This is a genomic window from Microbulbifer variabilis (genome assembly GCF_052468405.1).
The window spans coordinates 3,561,845-3,580,666 of record NZ_CP174343.1; the positions used below are offsets into that span (position 1 = coordinate 3,561,845).

The following is an 18,822-nucleotide window of genomic DNA, read 5'->3' on the forward strand; positions in this document are numbered from 1 at the left end:
CTACTCTACATTTTCATTATCAAAGCCACAATGAGTTCCGGCTACTTCACTAAGCCCAAGTAAATCCACAATTTTTACAACTCTGCCATCCGCCTTAATCAGCCCTTCTTTCTGGAAGCGAGAAAAAATCCGGCTGACTGTTTCAGCGGTAAGACCGAGGTAATTGGCAATATCTGTCCGCGGCATGGAGAGAATGAATTCGCTGTGAGAATATCCACGACTGGCATAACGACTGGATATGTTGATCAGTAAAGCAGCTAGACGCGTATCCGCCGAGCGTTTACCCAACAGCATCAAAATATCATTTTCCTGACGTAACTCCTCGGAAAAAATACTGTAGATTTGTTGCTGTAATGCCGGAACTTGTTGCGCGAGTACTTCCAATTGCGCAAACGGTAAAAGACAAACACTACTATCCTCCAAAGCTTCAGCATAACTGGAGTGAAGACGCTTACTGTAGGCATCAAGACCAAGCAACTCTCCAGGAAGAGCAAAATGGGTGACTTGGGTATCCCCATCTGAGGCTATTACGACACTTTTAAAACTACCGGAACGGATTGCGTAAAGATTTTGAAATGGATCGCCTGACCGGAACAAAGCCTCACCAGCTTTGACGATTTTTTTCCTGCGGGTGACTTTTTCCAGTCGATCAATATCCGTCTGAGACAAGCCAGCAGGAAGGCATAGACGCCTGACTGAGCAGTTACTGCAACTTACCGCCACTGATGAATCTATCATGCCTAAGCGACCGGTTAACAATTTGCGGCAATTGTACCCACTCCTCCAACAAGCGTCTTTAGCTGAATTTCAAAAAACAAAAAGTGAAAAAAATTTCCTATCGGACATTCAGTCAAGCGTTCAATTTCCTTAAAAATAGCGTGTAAAAATTTAAGAATTATTTTTTACACAAAAGAATCACGGCTGACCACTAATATCTTTTCTGTATGCTTAGCCTTTCTGTCGTTTAATAAAAAACCCGCTACTAGAACTACCACTTTCAGTGAACTGATGACCAGCCAGACAGCATGGCATGCTATTCACAACCATCCCTTGCTGTTTTTCCCTGTTGGATCTATTTCGGTTTTGAGCTTACAAAACTCTTCTGCCCATGCAGAGGTGCGAATACGCACCGGTGCCTTCTTACTCTCTATGATCTCCAAAACCACCTGTGCAACTTGGTCAGCGCTCTGGTAACGCCTTGCAGTTTGTTCTGGAGTCCGCTTGTGGATACGGGAGAAGTACGGCTCGAATTCCCCCCCCATAGCCCCCTTCCGGCATTCCTTCATCCAGCTCCAACTGCGAGAGGATACTATTGGCAAATTCAGAGTGGATACCACCTGGCACTACAGCACTTATAAGATAGAACCGCCTTGGTACTGGGTACTACCCAAGGTAATTCACATCCGTTATCCGTTGGGGTCTCCTCGTCACTGGCCATTTCAGTCGTTTTGACAGACCCAGCGCCAGTATTAGTGACCAGGTTATCAATCCGGCCCAGCTCCCTGATAACAGTCTCAACACAGCGCTGCACGCCCTCGATGCTCAGAACATCCAGTGCCAAGACCCTGAGACTCCCTCTATTTCCAGTCCTCTCTTTCAGGAAGCCTGCCTTGGTGAGGTTACTCATGGTTGTATAAACGATATATTCCTGCGCGGACAGTTGCAGAGCCAGATTGAAACCCAAGCCGGTAGATGTCCCACTATTCAAAGTAACCTTTCCCATTTATCGATTCCTAGAATTTAATACAAATGTAAACCAACCAGTGTATTTTATGGTACACCAAGAAAGTAAACCGATTCGTTTACTTTTTAAATAAACAGAGACCACTGCTCCACTTTTCAGCTACCAGTGAGAAGCTGATACCATTAGCCGCAATTGAAACGGCATGCCTTATGGTCCATGTCCCAAATCCCTGCCCAGGTAAAGTTATTTCTATGAGCATCGCTGATCCAGATTTTATTAAAGCCCTGCCCAAGGCAGAGCTTCACCTGCACATTGAAGGCTCCCTGGAGCCAGACCTCATGTTTGAATTGAGCAAACGGAACAATATTGAAATCCCATTCAATAGTGTTGAGGAGATCAGGGCTGCCTATAAATTCCATAACCTGCAGTCCTTTCTGGATATTTATTACCGGGGTGCCTCAGTCCTGATTCATGAGCGTGACTTTTATGACCTGACAATGGCTTACCTCGAGCGCTGTCGGGAGGATAATGTTGTACACACAGAGATTTTTTTTGATCCACAAACCCACACAGAAAGGGGGATCGATATCGGCGTGGTCATTCGTGGAATCCACAGTGCCCTCAAGGATGCGGAAAATGAATGGGGTATAAGCAGTCATCTGATTCTCTGCTTTCTTCGCCACCTGAGTGAGGAGGAAGCTATTGCAACCCTGGAAGCAGCCAAACCTTACCTCGATTTCATTAAGGGGGTTGGCTTGGACTCCTCAGAACTCGGCCACCCACCAGTTAAATTCCAGAATGTTTTTGCTATAGCCAAAGAACTGGGCCTGGAGCGTGTCGCCCATGCAGGAGAGGAAGGGCCGGCTGAATATATTAAAGAGGCTCTCGATATACTCGATGTTAGCCGTATAGACCATGGGGTTCGCTGTGTGGAGGATAAGGCTTTGATTGATCGCCTTAAAGAAGAAAAAATTCCACTAACTGTATGTCCCTTGTCCAACACTGCACTTTGCGTCTACGATGATATGAGCGAGCATCCGATCCTCAATCTGCTTGATCAAGGGCTCTGCGTTACTGTAAATGCCGATGATCCGGCCTACTTCGGCGGCTATGTCAACCGAAACTACCTGGCTCTAAGCGAAAGTCTGGGGATGACCAGGGAGCAGGCAAAACAACTGGCTCTAAATAGCTTTAAAGCCAGTTATATTTCCGAAACACAAAAACAGAAATGGGCGAAAGCAATTGCTTCAATTGAGACAGTCGCAGAGCTTTAATTAATTTTCTGTTCCAATTAAGGGATTCTTGAGGGGCAACCGAATATTCAGTTGCCCCTCATATCAATCCTCATCGTAACCGCAATGGGTCCCGGCCAATTCACTGAGCCCAACCAAATCTAATATCTCCACCGCCCTACCACTCACTTTAATTAAATTCTCACGCTGAAAACGTGAAAAAAGTCGGCTAACTGTTTCTGCAGTCAATCCCAGGTAATTCGCTATATCAGTTCTTGGCATAGACAAAACGAATTCACTGTGGGAATAACCGCGACGGGAATAGCGACTGGAAATATTAATCAGTAGAGCCGCCAGGCGAGTATCGGCTGAGCGCTTGCCGAGTAACATCAGAATATCGTTTTCCTGACGTAGCTCCTCGGAAAAAATACTGTAGATTTGCTGCTGCAGGGCTGTCACCTGATGGGCCAATAACTCCAACTGGGTGAACGGTAACAGGCAGACACTACTGTCCTCAAGTGCCTCAGCGTAGCTCGGATGAACCCGACTGCTATAGGCATCAAGTCCCAGCAATTCTCCTGGCAAAGCAAAATGAGTCACCTGCGTATCACCATCAGCAGCAATCACAGCCGTTTTAAAACTACCGGAGCGAATCGCATAAAGGTTGGCAAAAGGGTCGCCAGAGCGATAGAGGGTCTCCCCTGCTTTTACTATTTTCTTTCGGCGAGTGACCTGCTCCAGTCGATCAATATCCGCTTGAGATAATCCCGCGGGCAGGCATAAACGTTTAACGGAGCAGTTACCGCAACTAACCGCTACTGAGGAGTCAATCATACTAAACCAGCCGGTAAACTAATTTGCGGCAATTGTACCCGCTGTAAAAGCGATCGTCTCCTGTAGTTACTTAAAGAACCCGGGAATATTGCGCATCGGTATGCTGATTATGTAAATAAATATCGAAAGCTGAAGCCACATTGCGTACAAACCACCGCCCTTGGTCAGTAACAGTAATATTGTTTTTATCCTGGTAAATTAGACCATCCTCAAACATAGGCTGCAGGCGTTGGAGTTCTTCATAAAAATAATCATCAAAAGGAATCCCCACCCGACGCCCGGCTTCGTTTTTGTCCAGGCGCAGACGGCACATTAACTCTGTTATAGCCCACTGGCGCAAACGGTCTTCTTCACTCAAAAACCATCCTCTGCAAGACGCATTACCCCGCTCTCCTATAGCCTGGGCATACTCTTTCAAGCGATGCAGGTTTTGCCAGAAACCATCTCGGCTATAGCTAATCGCCGAGGCCCCAAGCCCCACCAAGGCGTCGGCAGGCATCAAGGTATAGCCCTGGAAGTTTCTTTGCAGCATCCCGCTATGGGAAGCCTTTGCCAGCTCATCTCCCGGGCGAGCAAAATGGTCCATACCCAAGAATTCATATCCAGCGCGTCCCAGGTGCTCTACTGCGGCCAATTGCATAGCCACTTTTTCTGCGGCTGATGGAATAAGGTCAGTATCGATCAGACGCTGCGCTTTAAAACGATGGGGCAGGTGTGCATAGTGATAAAGTGCAATTCTGTCAGGCTGCAAATCCAATACTTTATCCAGGGTACTGTGCAGGCTGTAAAGATTTTGTTTTGGCAGGCCGTAAATCAAATCATAGGAGATAGACTCAAAACCCCGTTCGCGCGCCGCAACTGTCAATTCAGTAACCTGGTCAGCGCTGCAAATACGGTTAATTGATCTCTGTACTTCGATATCAAAGTCCTGGACTCCTAGGCTCAAGCGGTTAAATCCGAGTTCCCGCAGAGTATCCAGCGTCTCCAGTTCCAGGGTACGTGGATCGGCCTCAATACTGTATTCCACCCCATCGCCAGGATGGAGGTTAAACACCTCACCCAGCCCTTCCATCAAACGCCGCATATCTCCATCACTGAGGAAGGTGGGAGTCCCGCCCCCCAGGTGCAACTGGGTTACCGGTACCTGCGCTACCTTGTCTCGATACCAGCGAGCTTCTCGTAGCAGGTTGTCAAGGTAGCTGGAAGCGAGGCCATATTGAGAGGTAATAACTTTATTGCAAGCGCAGAAATAGCAGAGTGAACGGCAAAAGGGGATATGAACATAAAGGGAGAGGCTGCGAATATCCTGCAAAGCTTCCCAAGGCCTAATATTGCCATCCAGTGGTTTGAACCGGTCTGCTGTAGGATAGGATGTATAACGGGGGCAGGGCCCGCTATAGCGGGACAGCAACTCTTCTGACAAGCCACCCATGTTACTTTTGGTTTCCTGCATCATATTCCTACAACCTCAATCAATCGTTTGCGACAGCCCCCCCGCACAAACTAAAAGGCAGCCACCGAGTTCCTTTTAAGAAAACCGCAGCGACTGCCCCATCCCAAACTAGAGTGTCGCTACCTTAGAAGCGGTAGCCCAGACCCGCCATATAAACCAGCGGATCGATATCCACTTTAGCGGTGATATTACCCACACCCGGTACCTTGACGGTGGCATCGGTATCGATATCCATCCAGAACACGGAAACATTGAACAACCAACGCTGGTCAGCGCCAAAAGCGAAGTCGACGCCAGCTTCTGCAGCCAGGCCGAAAGAGTTATCCAGGGAGAGCTTGGCGTCCCCAGTGGCATTAAGCAGCTCTTCAAACTTCGCATCTGCAGTGCTACTAATTTCCTCATCGAAGAAAGCGGTGTAGTTCACACCGAGACCAACGTAGGGCTGGATTGTGGACTGAGTATCCATCGGGTACCACTGCACTAACAGAGTCGGCGGCAAGTGCTTGGTTTCACCCAGCTCAAAAGTGTCTCCGAGGCCTTCAGCTTGAATTTCATGAGTGAAAGGAGTTGCGGCTACCAGCTCCACACCCCAATGATCGCGGAACATATACACACCGGTCAGGCCCAATGCAGAGCCATTATCCACATCAACACCAGTATTCGGGACAGCATCCCCATTGGCAAAAAGTGTGCTGGAACTGGTGTCGGGCGCTACAGTGGCCATACCACCACGCAAAATAAAGCTACCCTCTTCGTAGGCCAGTACTGGGGCAGAGAGTACGGCGGTCAAGGCGGCTGCTGCATAAGCAGTTTTACGATTCATCAACTTCTCCATATAGCGATTTGGCATTTTTCCCGACTCAGGAAGGGCCCCCTCCAGGCACAATCACAAGTCGCAGGAAGGTTAACCCCTGGCTACAAAAACGGGCTTGATCCAAATCAAGCTGTCGAATTTAGTAGATTTAAAACCAGCAGTTCACCAGCTGCAGTCATGTAACCGGGCTTGAAATCAGGGCACGTCCCAAGGCGGGCGGAGGAAGATAGCGAGAGCGGCGCGGCTAAGGAATGGTGACAACTGAGCTATTTGATACCTCTTCTCTATTTTGCGAACCAGTACCAATTTTTAGCGTTAGGTGACAGGCATACCTCACCGGTGCGCCTGTCATTTTGATACAGTTCCCGGGTCTTGCTGGGGCACGGAAAACCTATATCAATTGAACACACAATTTACCAGGTCAGGGTTCCAGCGGGCCTGCGGAACATATTCTGAATACTGGAGAAGTCGAGCTGTTGATTTTCTTCACTCGCCCCATGAAGCTGATACAGGTTTTTGGCCAGCGCTCCCATAGGCGTAGAAGAGGCGCTGGTGGAGGCCGCATCCATTGCGAGCCCCAGGTCTTTCAACATTAGCGCTACACTAAAGCCACCTGCATACCCCTTTGCTGAAGGTACATTTTCCATGGCGCCAGGATAGGGGTTGTAATTGGAGAGCGACCAATTATTGCCTGAACTCTCCTGCATAATCTCACTGAGGACCCTGGGGTCCAAACCTTTATCCACACCCAACTGTAAAGCCTCTGCAGTGCCGGTCATATGAATCGCCAACAGCAGATTGTTACAGATTTTGGCTACCTGCCCCGCACCAGCCCCACCCGCATGAAATATTTTCTTTCCCATAGCCTCTAGAACTGGCCGGGCCGAATTCACAACTACCTCATCGCCACCGCACATAAAGCACAGTGAGCCAGCTGCCGCTGCCGCAGTCCCACCGGAGACAGGTGCGTCAATCGCACGTAATCCTCGCTCATGCGCAGCGCTACTCACAGTAGAGGCATCTTCCGCGGATATCGTTGAGCAATCGATAACCAGGGTGCCAACCGGAAGTTGTTGCAAAAGGCCCTGATCACCGAGGTAGAGCCCTTTGACAGCCTCACCACTGGGTAACATCGAAATCACAACATCCGCACCTTCAGCGGCCTGAAGTGCTGTATCACAAGGAATACAGCCATCCTTATGGGCTTGAACCAATGCCGCGGAATTTAAATCGAAAGCAGCTACTCTGAAGCCTGCCTTTGCCAAATTGGCAGCCATAGGGCCACCCATATTACCCAGACCCAAAAAGGCTATTTTTTCCATAAAAGCCACTCCGTGTTTTGTTGTTTATATTCCGGGCATAAAGCGGCCAGGACGCTTGTAACAGGCTTTCTACAAATCTATCAACGGATGATCGCTATCCCAGGGACCCACAAAGCAATCTGCCACTTGCTGAGAATTCATTTCCCCTAGGGATGCCGGTTGCCATTTAGGTGCGCGATCCTTATCAATCAACAGGGCACGTACCCCCTCCTTAAAGTGTCCGCTAGCGCAAAGATTAACTGCCAGATTCAACTCCATACGGAAAACATCGGCAAGAGACAAATGGCGTGCCCTGCGCAACTGCTCCCACACTATCCAGGGTGTTAATGGCGAGCCTCCCGCCAGGGTAGCAGCAGCACGCTGTAACCATTTATCCACTCCCTGATACGTAGTGACAGCCGCACAGACCTCCGGCAGAGTCGAGAAATCCGTGAGCTGTTGAATTTGATCATAATGCTCGCGCAACGCCGATTCCGGCCGCTGCAGAGGAGATAGTTCGAGCCCTTTAAGGCAATCACCCACCAGCTGATGATTCACGGTGCAATCCGCAACAAAATCCAGCACCGATAGGGACTGTAAAACCGACTCACGCTGGTCTTGGGCAATAATTCGGTCCGCCATCCCTGCAAACAGGGCGTCGGCACCATTAAACTGGGCACCGGACAGGCCGAGGAAAAGCCCTAGACGACCGGGCATACGATTAAGGAACCAGCTCCCCCCCACATCGGGAAACAGGCCAATGGTAATTTCCGGCATCGCCATTCGCGTAGTTTCAGTCACAATGCGATGGCTCGCACCAGCCATAATGCCGATACCGCCTCCCATCACAATACCCCCACCCCAGACCACTATCGGCTTGGCATAAGTGTGTATCTTGTAATCCAAACGATATTCACGGGAGAAAAAATCAGTGGTATAGCGATAATCCGGCACTTCACCATAAGATGTCGACTGCTGATATAGCGCCACTACATCACCACCGGCACAGAGGGCCTTATCGCCACGGCCCTCAATCCAAACCGCCGCTATATCATCGTCTTCAGCCCAGGCGTCCAACTGGGTGGACAGCAGATCAATCATCTGCAGATTCAAAGCATTCAGTGCCTTGGGCAGGTTTAGGGTCGCGACCGCCAATGCGCCGCGCCGGGAAAACAATACCGGGGAATCCTGATCCATTGTTATCCGTCTTATTGCTCTTGTACTAGTTAGCGTCGCAGTTAAGCACATATCAGATTCGACGTCAGCCACACGCGAGTACAGCGGTGACAGGCACTAAGGTGCAGTTGCACTTTTTACGCAAACTGATAAGTTGCGCGCAAAATCTGAGCGATTGCAACACCCAGTTACGGAACCCCAAATGGCTGAATACGTATACACCATGAACCGGGTGGGCAAAGTAGTGCCCCCCAAACGCGAAATTCTGAAGGACATCTCCCTGTCTTTCTTCCCCGGCGCCAAAATCGGCGTACTCGGCCTCAACGGCGCCGGTAAATCCACCTTATTGCGCATTATGGCGGGGGTCGACCAGGACTTTAACGGTGAAGCCCGCGCCATGCCGGGTATTAAAGTCGGCTACCTGCCCCAGGAACCGCAACTCGATGCCAGCAAGACCGTGCGCGGCAACGTAGAAGACGGTGTACGCGAAGCCATCGACGCCCTCGCCGGCTTGGAACAGGTCTACGCCGATTACGCCGAGCCCGATGCGGACTTCGATGCCCTGGCTAAGAAACAGCAACAGTTCGAAGATATTATCCAGGCCTGGGACGCCCACAACCTGGAGCACCGCCTGGAAGTCGCCGCAGACGCCTTGCGCCTGCCGCCCTGGGATGCAGACGTCAACAACCTGTCCGGCGGTGAGAAGCGCCGTGTGGCCCTGTGCCGACTGTTGCTGTCCCGCCCGGATATGCTGCTGCTCGACGAGCCCACCAACCACCTGGATGCGGAATCCGTGTTCTGGCTGGAGCGCTTTCTGCACGACTTCACCGGCACTGTGGTAGCCATCACCCACGATCGCTACTTCCTCGACAATGTTGCCGGCTGGATTCTGGAGCTGGACCGCGGCCACGGCATCCCCTGGGAAGGTAACTACACCACTTGGCTGGAACAGAAAGAAAAACGCCTGGAGCAGGAGCAGCGCGGCGAACAGGCGCGCGCCAAAGCCATGCAAAAGGAACTCGAGTGGGCCCGCCAAAATCCCAAGGGCCGCCAGTCCAAGAACAAGGCCCGTCTGTCCCGCCTGGAAGAAATGCAGTCTCAGGACTTCCAGGCCCGCAACGAGACCAACGAAATCTACATTCCGCCCGGTGAGCGTCTCGGCGATAATGTGATTGAGTTTAAAGAGGTGAGCAAAGGCTTCGGCGAGCGCCTGCTGATCGACAATCTGTCTTTCCGCGTGCCCAAGGGCGCGATTGTGGGTATCGTCGGCGGTAACGGTGCCGGTAAGTCCACCCTGTTCCGTATGATCAGCGGCACCGAGCAGCCGGACTCCGGCGAAATCAAAATCGGTGAAACCGTTAAGGTCGCTTACGTTGAACAGGGCCGTGAGAATCTGGACGACAGCAAGACCGTATGGGAAGCCATCTCAGACGGCCACGATATGCTCAAGATCAACAGCTATGAAGTGGGTTCACGCAACTATGTTGGCCGCTTTAACTTCAAGGGCAGCGACCAGCAAAAACGCGTAGGCGAACTCTCCGGTGGTGAGCGCGGACGCCTGCACCTGGCCTACACCCTAAAGCAGGGCGCCAACGTACTGCTGTTGGACGAACCCTCCAATGATCTGGATATCGAAACCCTACGCGCCCTGGAAGAAGCTCTGCTCAACTTCCCCGGCTGCGCCCTGGTAATCTCGCATGATCGCTGGTTCCTAGACCGCGTCGCCACCCATATCCTCGCCTATGAGGGTGAGAGTGAAGCGGTCTTCTTCGAAGGTAACTACACCGAGTACCACGAAGACTTTGTGCAGCGCAAAGGTGAGGATGCAACACCTCATCGGATGCATTATAAAAAGCTTAAGACTTGAGAATAAAAAAGCCCGCTTCTGCGGGCTTTCCGTCACTTATTGTAAAAAGTGTCTATAAATTACAACATTATAAACCTCAGCCAAGCTACCAATTTATATCCGCTAAAAAATGGTCCTGAGTAAGCAAACCCAAACTATCCTGACAAAGAGGAAATTCGCAACGAAAAGTTTTCTCATGAAAGGCCTCAAACATACCCACAAATTTATAAGCCGTATCCACACCAGCACTAAAACATTAAAATCCTTAGACTTTAAAAGAAAAACCCAAAAAAGATAGGATTATACAACACATTAGAATGGCGTCCTTGAGGGCAAAAAAAACGAGATAGGCACAAAGGGAATAGGAGTGAAATAGCACCTGAGAGATCAGCAAATCTACCAATAAACAGAAATTATCTTAGGGTAAACAAGCGCATTAAGGGCTCTTTAAATTTAGAAAAGCCCAAAAAATTCATCAGACAACCCTTCGAAAACTAGGAATAGTCTGCTATATATTTCCCTAGAGAGTAGATAGTAAACTAATATAGGCTTTTTAAAAACGGACTGAGGTACTTAAGCAAAACTAGGCAGCGCTCTAGCACTAATGCTGATGACACCCCTAATTAGCCACCTTGACAACTGAAACACTTATCGATATGAAAAGCCTCAGAATAAGTCAATGAAACGTCAATCCGTCTTAACATCTAATAGAATGTAGATTTAATTTGGCGGAACATCTACACGAGCTTCTGGTCCAGCATGGATATCGGTTTCGGCATTCATTTAATTCACTCCTAACAATAATAGTTAAACACTGCTCTCACCAGAGGCAAAATTTTGACCAACGAGAATAAGTCCTCGCATATTTGGTACGTTCGAACAATTTTACCTCTGGAAGTATCAAACCATTACATTAGACCCTTTCAGTTGGTGGGTCAATACGCGCCTCAGGACCAGCTTGAATATCTGTTTCAGTATGCATATTAATTCTCCATTATATTGATTGGGCATTGCTATCCATCATTTATTCTCAACATGATAGATGGTTCAAGCTTAACTCGAATACAATAAAACATGCTATAAACCAGCCTCGATTATGGGTGAGCGATCACAATTAATGTATTTGCGTGCCTTCGTATACTACCTATAGTCATAGCCATAGTCTTAGGATCTAACGCTGCCAAGCTCTCATCCAAAATTACTAGTTCTGAACCTTGCAAAAGCGCACGGGCAATAAACAATCGGCTCATCTCCCCGTGGGATAATCGCCAACCCATTTCTCCTACGGTCTGCAGTATCCCCGCAGGCATTTTATTTAACAGGGGAGTCAGGCCCAACTCATCACAAACTGCATAGGCCTTTCGCAAACTCTCTTGCGTTGGTGGCCACTCATTCCCCATCAACAAATTAAATAGGAACGAGTCACCAAGTACATGATTTTCATGGAACTGAGGGGAGGAAGCTACGATTCGACGCCATTCATTCAAACCAAAACTGGCTCTATCGTACCCATTTAATAACATCAGTCCGTCACTTGGCTCATGGATACCTGTAATAATATTCGCTAAAGTAGATTTGCCTGACCCTGAAGCGCCTTGCAGTAATATACGATCCCCAGAATATATATTCAGTGTACATCCGGCCAGTATTGACCTGCCTTTTCCAGAATAGCTGAAACACAAATCCTTCATGGAAATGAAAGGTTGATTAGCTGTAAGCGTTTTCACACCATTTGCTTGCACGGTCCGAAACAAAGTGTGTGGTTGTGGTATTTCAAGGGCAAATAGCTTTCGTACGTTTTCCCAAGCTAAAAGGGCACTCAGAGCACTGGTGAAACCACTCATACATTTAAGCACTGCACGGTAGCCGAGTAGCACACCACCAAAGGCCACTGCTAGCTGAGCACTACTCACATCACCACTAATGAATACCGGTAACAATCCCACTACCCCAAATAAGAGCCACATGCGCGGTAAAAGAGCTACTAAGCGCACCATGGTACTATCTACGTCTGTAGAAGCTTGTAGGTAATTACTCAGCTCCCGATCTTCACCACGATGCCAATCCACCGGAGCTTGCTGGGCAAGGCGAGTGCGGTGACCCAACATCTTTTCAATTAAGCGATCTGTCATTGATAGCCGCTGGACAACCCAGCTGCGACGACTTTGGTACTGGGCACTCCCCAGGACAATCGCCACAATGAAAAACAAAGGCAAAAGCAATAGATATATATGCCCTCCTGCACCTATCAACAATACAAAGACAGCCATAAGTAGCTCTGTAGCCCCTAACACCAAAAGGAAACTTCCCTGTAACGCGTTAGACTCAATATTTTCTGCATCATAAACACGCCCTAATACTTGGCCAGTGCCCATATGGCGCAAACGGTCTGGGTTGATACGCAGGGCGCTAGCAAGTAATCGTCGTTTTAGGAGTGCTCCGCTTTCTATCGATATAGAACCGCGTAGATGTAAGGTAAACAATGACAGAGGAACTTGAGAAGCCATCAACAATATCCAGGCAACAAGCCAGCCCGTATCGATATAGCCACCCAATACGGCACGTCCAATGACCCACCAGCTAGCCAAGAAAAAAACCATTTGTGTTGCGTGGCAGGCCAGCATGCCTAAAAATTGCCAGTGCTGGCTTCGCAAGCGTAACTGTTTCCAAACAGAGCGATGTGCAGGCTGGCGCAGTAACCAGCAACCTTCAATGCGCACCCCTGCCAGATTCTCTTTAAGTAGAGCCTCGGTCGCACGCGCGCGTCGTCGCTCCCCAATATTAATACCATCAAGTAAACGCGCTATACGCTCACGCTGGAAGGTCACTTGTCTATGACTGAACTGGGCCTCCACCTGACTAAGAGAATTTTGAACCACTTGCAACGTTGGGGTAAGTAAACGCAATTGACGGCGATTCCCCCCACATAAGGCGGCAAAATAGTCACCCTCACCAAAATTTAAGCGAACCAATGCAGGTGAAGCCTGTAACAACATCTGGCTCAACTCGCTATAACTACAACTAACTTGCTCGACCTGTATATCTAGAGCTTCCGCACTCGCTTGTAGACGAGTGTTCGTGTCCAACTCATTATCTGTTGAAGAGTAATCCAGTATTTCCGGCTCCAATCCACAATGCCGGGCTAACGCCTGTAAGGCAGAATCTAGTTGAGAGGCAGGCCAACAACGGGAGCGGAGTTTGTCGCTTGAAATTTCAGAATTCATGGACCACCTCCTCGGACTGCCTTTCTTTTGGCTGTATCAGCTCCTCTTTCTTAATGGGCCTTTCTACCTCTGACAGGCTTCCTGCAGCCATGCGCAAGTAGCGCCAATCACTACTCTGCCAACACTCTTCCCATGCCTTTTGTTCAGAAACTACTAACCGCGCATAGTGGGAATCCCTACGGGATTTCAGCTTTTTAGGTGCGCCGTCCTCTATAATACGCCCATCCTTTACTACCAGCACACGGGGAAAATCCTGCGTCTCAGAAATATCGTGGGTAATGCAGATCAAAGTGGTATCTTTCCAAATTTGTCGCACACGCCCAAGAAGTCGCTGACGCTGTTCACGATCCAAACCTCGAAAAGGCTCATCCAAGATTACGCAACAGGGGTTTTCCTTTCCCAGGGCTCGCCCCAGGCGTACGCGTTGGCCTTCTCCACCGCTAACAAGTGCACCACTTTCGCCAAGGGTACTTTGTAATCCATCTGACAGCGAAGCCACTAGCTTGAGTAGATCCGACTGCTCAAGAATTGGATACAAGGATTTATTAGGGCTGTTGCCGTAATTCAGGTTATCAAGGAGGCTACTATTCCAAAGCTGGATAGCGGGGTCTACCCAAGTACAATGCATGCGAAATTGAGCCAGAAGCTGGCCTTGCAGTTTCAAGCCATTCAAGAGCAACTGTCCACTGGAAGGTTTATGCCACCCTAACAAAAGGCCAGCAAGACTGGACTTTCCCGCGCCGGACTCACCAACGATAGCGACATGTTCTCCTGGAACAATATTCAGGTTAATACTATCAAGAATGGTGCGACCGCTGACCTGGACACTGACATTTTCGAAGCAGAAATGTGCCGGTTGCGTCAGGCAAAAGCTCTCTTCTTTCTCATTGTCATCCGTTACTCCTTCCTCTGTTTTATCATTAACCGCCAGTAAAGGTTCTAAGGCGCGCAGTAAAGTATTTCGCTGTCTTGGATACTCCCGCATTAATACGGCAATATCTTCTCCCAGAGGTGGAAGGGCTAAAACCCAATAAATCAATAGCAATAGATCAGGGCTCGCTCCACGAACTTGGATGCAGTAAGCCACCAGGGTACAGACAAGTACACAATTTATAATCATCTGCACCGCCTGGCTGTTTAATTGCAAATGCAGAGAAAGATAACTGGACTTCACCCACTCGGTAAGTAAGCTCCCATGCTCTTTGCGCACTGACTCGGCAGCACCATGAGTGCGAATCGGAACAAGCCCTAAGAGCGCATCCATATAAAATCGAGCTAAGGCACCCGCATGTGTCTGGACACGCATGTGATGATCGTTAAGTAAAGGCTGGAACACCAGGGGAATCAATACCTGGACAGCGACCATCAGAATTACAAGCGGCGCAGCAGTCGGCGCAATCCATATAATTCCAGCAGCCGTAGCAAACAAAGAAACTACTTTAAAAAGAATACCACCTCCCAGCACAGGGAGTTCTCGTAATGCACTAATACGGTGACTGCGCTCGGCAGTATCTGAAGTTGGGCGACTCTGAAAAAAGTGATCCGGGATACGCGGCAATGCTGTGAGAAAACGCATACGAAAACGGTTTTCCAAGTGCCTCCCAATCATCAGTTGAATCTTTGCTGCAGGATACTGAATGAGAACTACAGTCAACATAAAACCCAGCAATAGCACCACAGTACCCGTCCGCTGTATTTCAGTACCCAGCTCACTATGGATATCGATCAGCCCCCGAAAGAGCAACGCTTCGGCCATTAAGCCAAATACGGCTCCCATCATCGCCAGGATAACTATGAGTGGAGCGAGTAAGCCATCATCCCGCAACATTCCAAACAGCTCCTGCAATGGACGAACAGGAGGCTCCTCTAAAGCTCTGGATAAGTTCTCAGAGCTTGGTTTCACTTCAGCATCTTTACGTAAGCCTTTAACACTTACTATTACTGCACCGCTGAACTCCAATTGTTCTGGAAACTGTTCGAAAGGTGTATTTAAGTCAGTACCAGGTGGACAATGAGGACGGGCACACCAATAACTCTCTGGCACCAAATTAAAAGCATCAGCAGAGCTTTCAGAAAATTCATCCACCAGCTTTTGTAGTATCCCACTAACTTCGCTTCCTCTGCGTAATGCCCCGGAGGACACCAGGGCGGTCATCATACGGACAGATGCATCAAGAAACGCTAAAGGTAGCCAACTGTCTGACTTCAGTGCAAACTGACAAAACTTCGCACAGAGTGATTCGGAAATTTTTAAGCGAACTATTCTTGTGCGAAGGGGATTCATAAAGTCATCTCCTCCCGCCCAGGCGCGCCACCCCTGGGGGGGAACACGCATAGTATGAATATGCAATTCTTCGAGGAAGCGATGAACATTGGGCCAACGTCGGCCACTGGCTGGGTCCATTACCTGTATAACACTACCGTGATTACGCCAGGCAACAACAAAATGAGTATTCCCATTAGGTAAACGCACAACCACCAGCCCAGGTAAATAACCAGGAATATCCATTAGCAAGTGGTCTTTTGGAACGACCATTTGAGCCGCATCTAATCCTAATTCAACAGCAATTTTTTCCAGCGTATTTATAGAAGTACCATCCACATCGGTCTGGCAAGCATCGCGCAAGTGGCCATAGTGGACATTGACTCCAAACCCCTCCAACAGGCTTTTCAGAGATGCCGGACCACAGTCCATATTAGATGTCTGTACAATTTCAGGTACTAGCCAGCGGATTTTCTGCCTCACTGAGAAAACCTCGCATTGTTTAGCTTACTATCTGGCTCCCCTGTCAACATATCTCCAACTCGCTGTAGTAGCAGTTGATAAGGAGTTTTTATCCCGGTAGCAACTTCTACTCTCGCGGGCAGGTCATGCATTAATGGTAGTTGTTGGGGCACTTCGCCTTGAAGAGATAGCTCGACCAAAATTCGATCTCCATAAACAGCACTGGCAACCCTCTCTACACGAGCATGAAGCTGCCCATAGCGCGCCCAGGAAAAGCCATCTAGTTTAACCCGGGCACTTTGCCCTTCACGAATATGCCCTAAAGCCATGGCCGGAGGAAAAAAGGCTTGCACGCTAATCATGCCTTTTGCTTGCATTGTGGCAATCTGTTGGCCAGCAACCAGAACCTCTCCCTCACGAATATCCGCTAAAGAAGCGAGCTTACCCGAAATTGGAGCACGTAACTGTTGCTCATCCACAGCCAAGTTACTCCGCTGTATGCGGGTATCCACCTCTGCAAGCTTACTTTGAATATCCGCCCGACGCTGCTTTAACCCACTAAGAGCAAGTTGATATTCACTGGCAATTTCCTCAGACCGATCAACGGTCGCCTCAATTTGGGCTTCTGAAGCCAGAGTTGCCATAGCCATTTGCTGGTAAGTTCGCTTTGCTGCCAAATAATCCAATTCAGAGCTTTGCTGTTTTTTCAATAATCGCTCATAACGATCTGCCACATCAGCCTGTATCCTCTGATTACTTATCTGAAGTTGGTGCTGCTGGCGAATGAGTTTTAACTGCCCGTTGAGAGCTTTATTATCTTTTTCAAACTTTTTATCCAGAAGGGTTTGTTCCCGCCCGATCGCCTCCAGCTGTATTGCAAGGCTCTGGGAAATTTTATTATTCCCATCCAAATCAAGATCATACGCAGCAGTATCAAGCTGTACCAATATATCTCCCCTTTTGAGGATATCCCCCAGAGAAGCCTGGATAGACACTACTCTCCCTGTTCTTTGGGTGCTCACATGTACGGTATTTTGCTCCTGCTCAAGCCTGGCTTGATCACTAACGCTGTATGTAGTGATATCTTTTGTCAGAAACCAAACTATCCAAGCCACCATCAGCGATATACCAAGAGCTGTAGCCCATGCTAACGAGTAAAAAGTATCCGCAGAGATAGATCGAGTTGTATTAATGAAGGGGGTTGGCAATGCGATTCACCTAATTTGTACCAACTATGGCCAGTACTATTTATATTTCACCTTTATATGCGTACAGCCTTTGGCTGTTTATCGCGGAACCAAATCTAAATGCCCTATAACAGATAGTCAAATTCGATAAATATTGAACTATTCAACTAACTTATCGCTGTCTTTCTTGCCTATATGATCAAAAATCCAACATTGCACAAAAATAAATTTACATTTATCAAATAGTAAAATTCTAAAAATTTCTTATAGAGACGACCTACTGAAGAACTGTTATTAAAGTTAGAAATTAAAAAACATAACTTACTTTTATATTTTTAATCTAAAGCACCTATTAATACCTAACCTTACAGTCATTTTCCTAACTTGTATGCCGCTCCCCTACTCGAACAATTTCTCCCCAACCAATACATAAATGAAATCGATAGAACAGAAAAACACGTATATTTTTTACACCTCACTAAATTAATCGTCATGGAATCTTTAGAGCAAAAAAACCTATGCGTTAGTACACGGGCTATTCCATGGTGGCTGGTGCTGGTGGCGGGTTGCCCAAAGGCTGGTCGCAACTTGACACCGCACCTTCAGCTCTACCCCGACAGGTTTGGATGAAAAGCACCATCTAATCCACCCCGGTATTGGTATCGAAACTTTTATTGAATATATAGTCAGCGTCATTGAATGGGAGGAGCTTGACAATATCATCTTGGTTGGCCATAGCTTTGCCTGTATTACTGGTACAGCTGAGGCAGACAGAGTCAGGAAGCGCATAAAAAGCTAAGCTACCTAGATGCAGCAGTTGCCCATAATGGGCACTGCTTCTATGAACAGTGACCAGATCCGAACCGGGCTATGAGGCTGGCCCAAGCTAAGCTGGCAAGGGGTACTGAGTGTTTCCTAACCATACCTGCCCAGTCATTTAATATTATAAAACCCAAGGATATAGCCTGGGTTGAGCGCCACCTGACTCCCCATCCGGTAAAAATCTATCTTGACCCAATACATCTAAGTAAGCCGGAAAGATCTGGGCTGCGTATATGTTACTTGTACAAATCCTGTACACTCCTCTCGCGCACAAAGTCGAACATGGGCAAAAAGCTGGCTGGCTGGCTGGCTGGCTGGCTGGCTGGCTGGCAAATGATAGAAATCACCACAGGCCATAGCGCCCCTATTACTAATCCTGACATTGTTAGCAGTCTTTTACTAAGCCTATAGCCATGCTTTTTTAACACCTATATTCTCACCTGTTCGATACCCTCTTCTTTTTCCGAGAGCGCCAAAGCAGCATTCAAGGTCAACAGCTATAATGTAATCAGCTGAGATTTTCA

General features: G+C 48.3%; 13 protein-coding genes. 2 read left to right on the forward strand and 11 right to left on the reverse strand.

Annotated elements, in window-relative coordinates:
• The 3 genes from fnr (ACJJJB_RS16175) to ACJJJB_RS16185 all read right to left on the reverse strand — a co-directional run bounded on the left by fnr (ACJJJB_RS16175) (nt 1) and on the right by ACJJJB_RS16185 (nt 1,723).
• A complete protein-coding gene (gene fnr, locus ACJJJB_RS16175; protein ID WP_026305221.1) occupies nt 1-738 on the reverse strand; it encodes a fumarate/nitrate reduction transcriptional regulator Fnr in 738 nt (245 codons plus the stop codon).
• Between the two features lie 299 nt (nt 739-1,037).
• Nucleotides 1,038-1,286: a hypothetical protein gene (locus ACJJJB_RS16180; protein WP_445365155.1), complete on the reverse strand. Its 249-nt coding sequence runs from the start codon at nt 1,284-1,286 to the stop codon at nt 1,038-1,040.
• Nucleotides 1,287-1,321: 35 nt separating this feature from the next.
• A complete protein-coding gene (locus tag ACJJJB_RS16185) occupies nt 1,322-1,723 on the reverse strand; it encodes an SDR family NAD(P)-dependent oxidoreductase (protein WP_445365156.1) in 402 nt (133 codons plus the stop codon).
• Between the two features lie 212 nt (nt 1,724-1,935).
• On the opposite strand from ACJJJB_RS16185, the gene ACJJJB_RS16190 reads away from it, so the two are divergent.
• Entirely contained in the window at nt 1,936-2,958 is a 1,023-nt protein-coding gene (locus ACJJJB_RS16190; protein WP_445365157.1) for an adenosine deaminase, read from the forward strand.
• A 63-nt stretch (nt 2,959-3,021) separates the two neighbouring features.
• Here ACJJJB_RS16190 and fnr (ACJJJB_RS16195) read toward each other — a convergent pair whose 3' ends face one another.
• The 5 genes from fnr (ACJJJB_RS16195) to ACJJJB_RS16215 form a co-directional block, all read right to left on the reverse strand.
• Nucleotides 3,022-3,750: a fumarate/nitrate reduction transcriptional regulator Fnr gene (gene fnr / locus ACJJJB_RS16195; protein ID WP_020414498.1), complete on the reverse strand. Its 729-nt coding sequence runs from the start codon at nt 3,748-3,750 to the stop codon at nt 3,022-3,024.
• A gap of 70 nt (nt 3,751-3,820) precedes the next feature.
• Nucleotides 3,821-5,206, reverse strand: a complete 1,386-nt coding sequence (hemN, locus tag ACJJJB_RS16200; protein WP_157533605.1) for an oxygen-independent coproporphyrinogen III oxidase — start codon at nt 5,204-5,206, stop codon at nt 3,821-3,823.
• A gap of 121 nt (nt 5,207-5,327) precedes the next feature.
• Nucleotides 5,328-6,026, reverse strand: coding sequence for an OmpW/AlkL family protein (locus tag ACJJJB_RS16205; RefSeq protein WP_040629129.1), 699 nt, complete (start codon nt 6,024-6,026; stop codon nt 5,328-5,330).
• A 404-nt stretch (nt 6,027-6,430) separates the two neighbouring features.
• Complete coding sequence (gene mmsB, locus ACJJJB_RS16210) at nt 6,431-7,339, reverse strand: 3-hydroxyisobutyrate dehydrogenase (protein WP_020414495.1); 909 nt, start codon at nt 7,337-7,339, stop codon at nt 6,431-6,433.
• A gap of 69 nt (nt 7,340-7,408) precedes the next feature.
• Complete coding sequence (locus tag ACJJJB_RS16215; protein WP_353375643.1) at nt 7,409-8,515, reverse strand: enoyl-CoA hydratase/isomerase family protein; 1,107 nt, start codon at nt 8,513-8,515, stop codon at nt 7,409-7,411.
• A 181-nt stretch (nt 8,516-8,696) separates the two neighbouring features.
• Between ACJJJB_RS16215 and ettA the strand changes: the two genes are divergently transcribed.
• Nucleotides 8,697-10,361, forward strand: coding sequence for an energy-dependent translational throttle protein EttA (gene ettA / locus ACJJJB_RS16220; protein WP_020414493.1), 1,665 nt, complete (start codon nt 8,697-8,699; stop codon nt 10,359-10,361).
• Nucleotides 10,362-11,434: 1,073 nt separating this feature from the next.
• On the opposite strand, the gene ACJJJB_RS16225 is transcribed toward ettA, so the two are convergent.
• From ACJJJB_RS16225 to ACJJJB_RS16235, 3 genes are read right to left on the reverse strand one after another with little or no spacing between them, the layout of a single operon-like run.
• A complete protein-coding gene (locus tag ACJJJB_RS16225) occupies nt 11,435-13,564 on the reverse strand; it encodes an ATP-binding cassette domain-containing protein (RefSeq protein ID WP_445365158.1) in 2,130 nt (709 codons plus the stop codon).
• Nucleotides 13,554-16,310, reverse strand: coding sequence for an ATP-binding cassette domain-containing protein (locus ACJJJB_RS16230; RefSeq protein WP_353375641.1), 2,757 nt, complete (start codon nt 16,308-16,310; stop codon nt 13,554-13,556). Before ACJJJB_RS16230 ends, ACJJJB_RS16225 begins: the two co-directional genes overlap by 11 nt.
• Nucleotides 16,307-17,407 carry an HlyD family secretion protein gene (locus ACJJJB_RS16235; protein ID WP_445365159.1) on the reverse strand — a complete coding sequence of 367 codons (1,101 nt, stop codon included), beginning with the start codon at nt 17,405-17,407 and terminating at the stop codon, nt 16,307-16,309. Before ACJJJB_RS16235 ends, ACJJJB_RS16230 begins: the two co-directional genes overlap by 4 nt.
• Nucleotides 17,408-18,822 lie beyond the last annotated feature (1,415 nt).

What these genes read in the sequence shown, in the direction of transcription:
- ACJJJB_RS16215 (WP_353375643.1), bottom strand. Translation starts at nt 8,515, where the DNA reads ATGGATCAGGATTCCCCGGTATTGTTTTCCCGGCGCGGCGCATTGGCG.
- ACJJJB_RS16235 (WP_445365159.1), bottom strand. Translation starts at nt 17,407, where the DNA reads ATGGTGGCTTGGATAGTTTGGTTTCTGACAAAAGATATCACTACATAC.
- ACJJJB_RS16205 (WP_040629129.1), bottom strand. Translation starts at nt 6,026, where the DNA reads ATGAATCGTAAAACTGCTTATGCAGCAGCCGCCTTGACCGCCGTACTC.
- ACJJJB_RS16190 (WP_445365157.1), top strand. Translation starts at nt 1,936, where the DNA reads ATGAGCATCGCTGATCCAGATTTTATTAAAGCCCTGCCCAAGGCAGAG.
- mmsB (WP_020414495.1), bottom strand. Translation starts at nt 7,339, where the DNA reads ATGGAAAAAATAGCCTTTTTGGGTCTGGGTAATATGGGTGGCCCTATG.
- ACJJJB_RS16185 (WP_445365156.1), bottom strand. Translation starts at nt 1,723, where the DNA reads ATGGGAAAGGTTACTTTGAATAGTGGGACATCTACCGGCTTGGGTTTC.
- fnr (WP_020414498.1), bottom strand. Translation starts at nt 3,750, where the DNA reads ATGATTGACTCCTCAGTAGCGGTTAGTTGCGGTAACTGCTCCGTTAAA.
- hemN (WP_157533605.1), bottom strand. Translation starts at nt 5,206, where the DNA reads ATGATGCAGGAAACCAAAAGTAACATGGGTGGCTTGTCAGAAGAGTTG.
- fnr (WP_026305221.1), bottom strand. Translation starts at nt 738, where the DNA reads ATGATAGATTCATCAGTGGCGGTAAGTTGCAGTAACTGCTCAGTCAGG.
- ettA (WP_020414493.1), top strand. Translation starts at nt 8,697, where the DNA reads ATGGCTGAATACGTATACACCATGAACCGGGTGGGCAAAGTAGTGCCC.
- ACJJJB_RS16225 (WP_445365158.1), bottom strand. Translation starts at nt 13,564, where the DNA reads ATGAATTCTGAAATTTCAAGCGACAAACTCCGCTCCCGTTGTTGGCCT.
- ACJJJB_RS16180 (WP_445365155.1), bottom strand. Translation starts at nt 1,286, where the DNA reads ATGAAGGAATGCCGGAAGGGGGCTATGGGGGGGGAATTCGAGCCGTAC.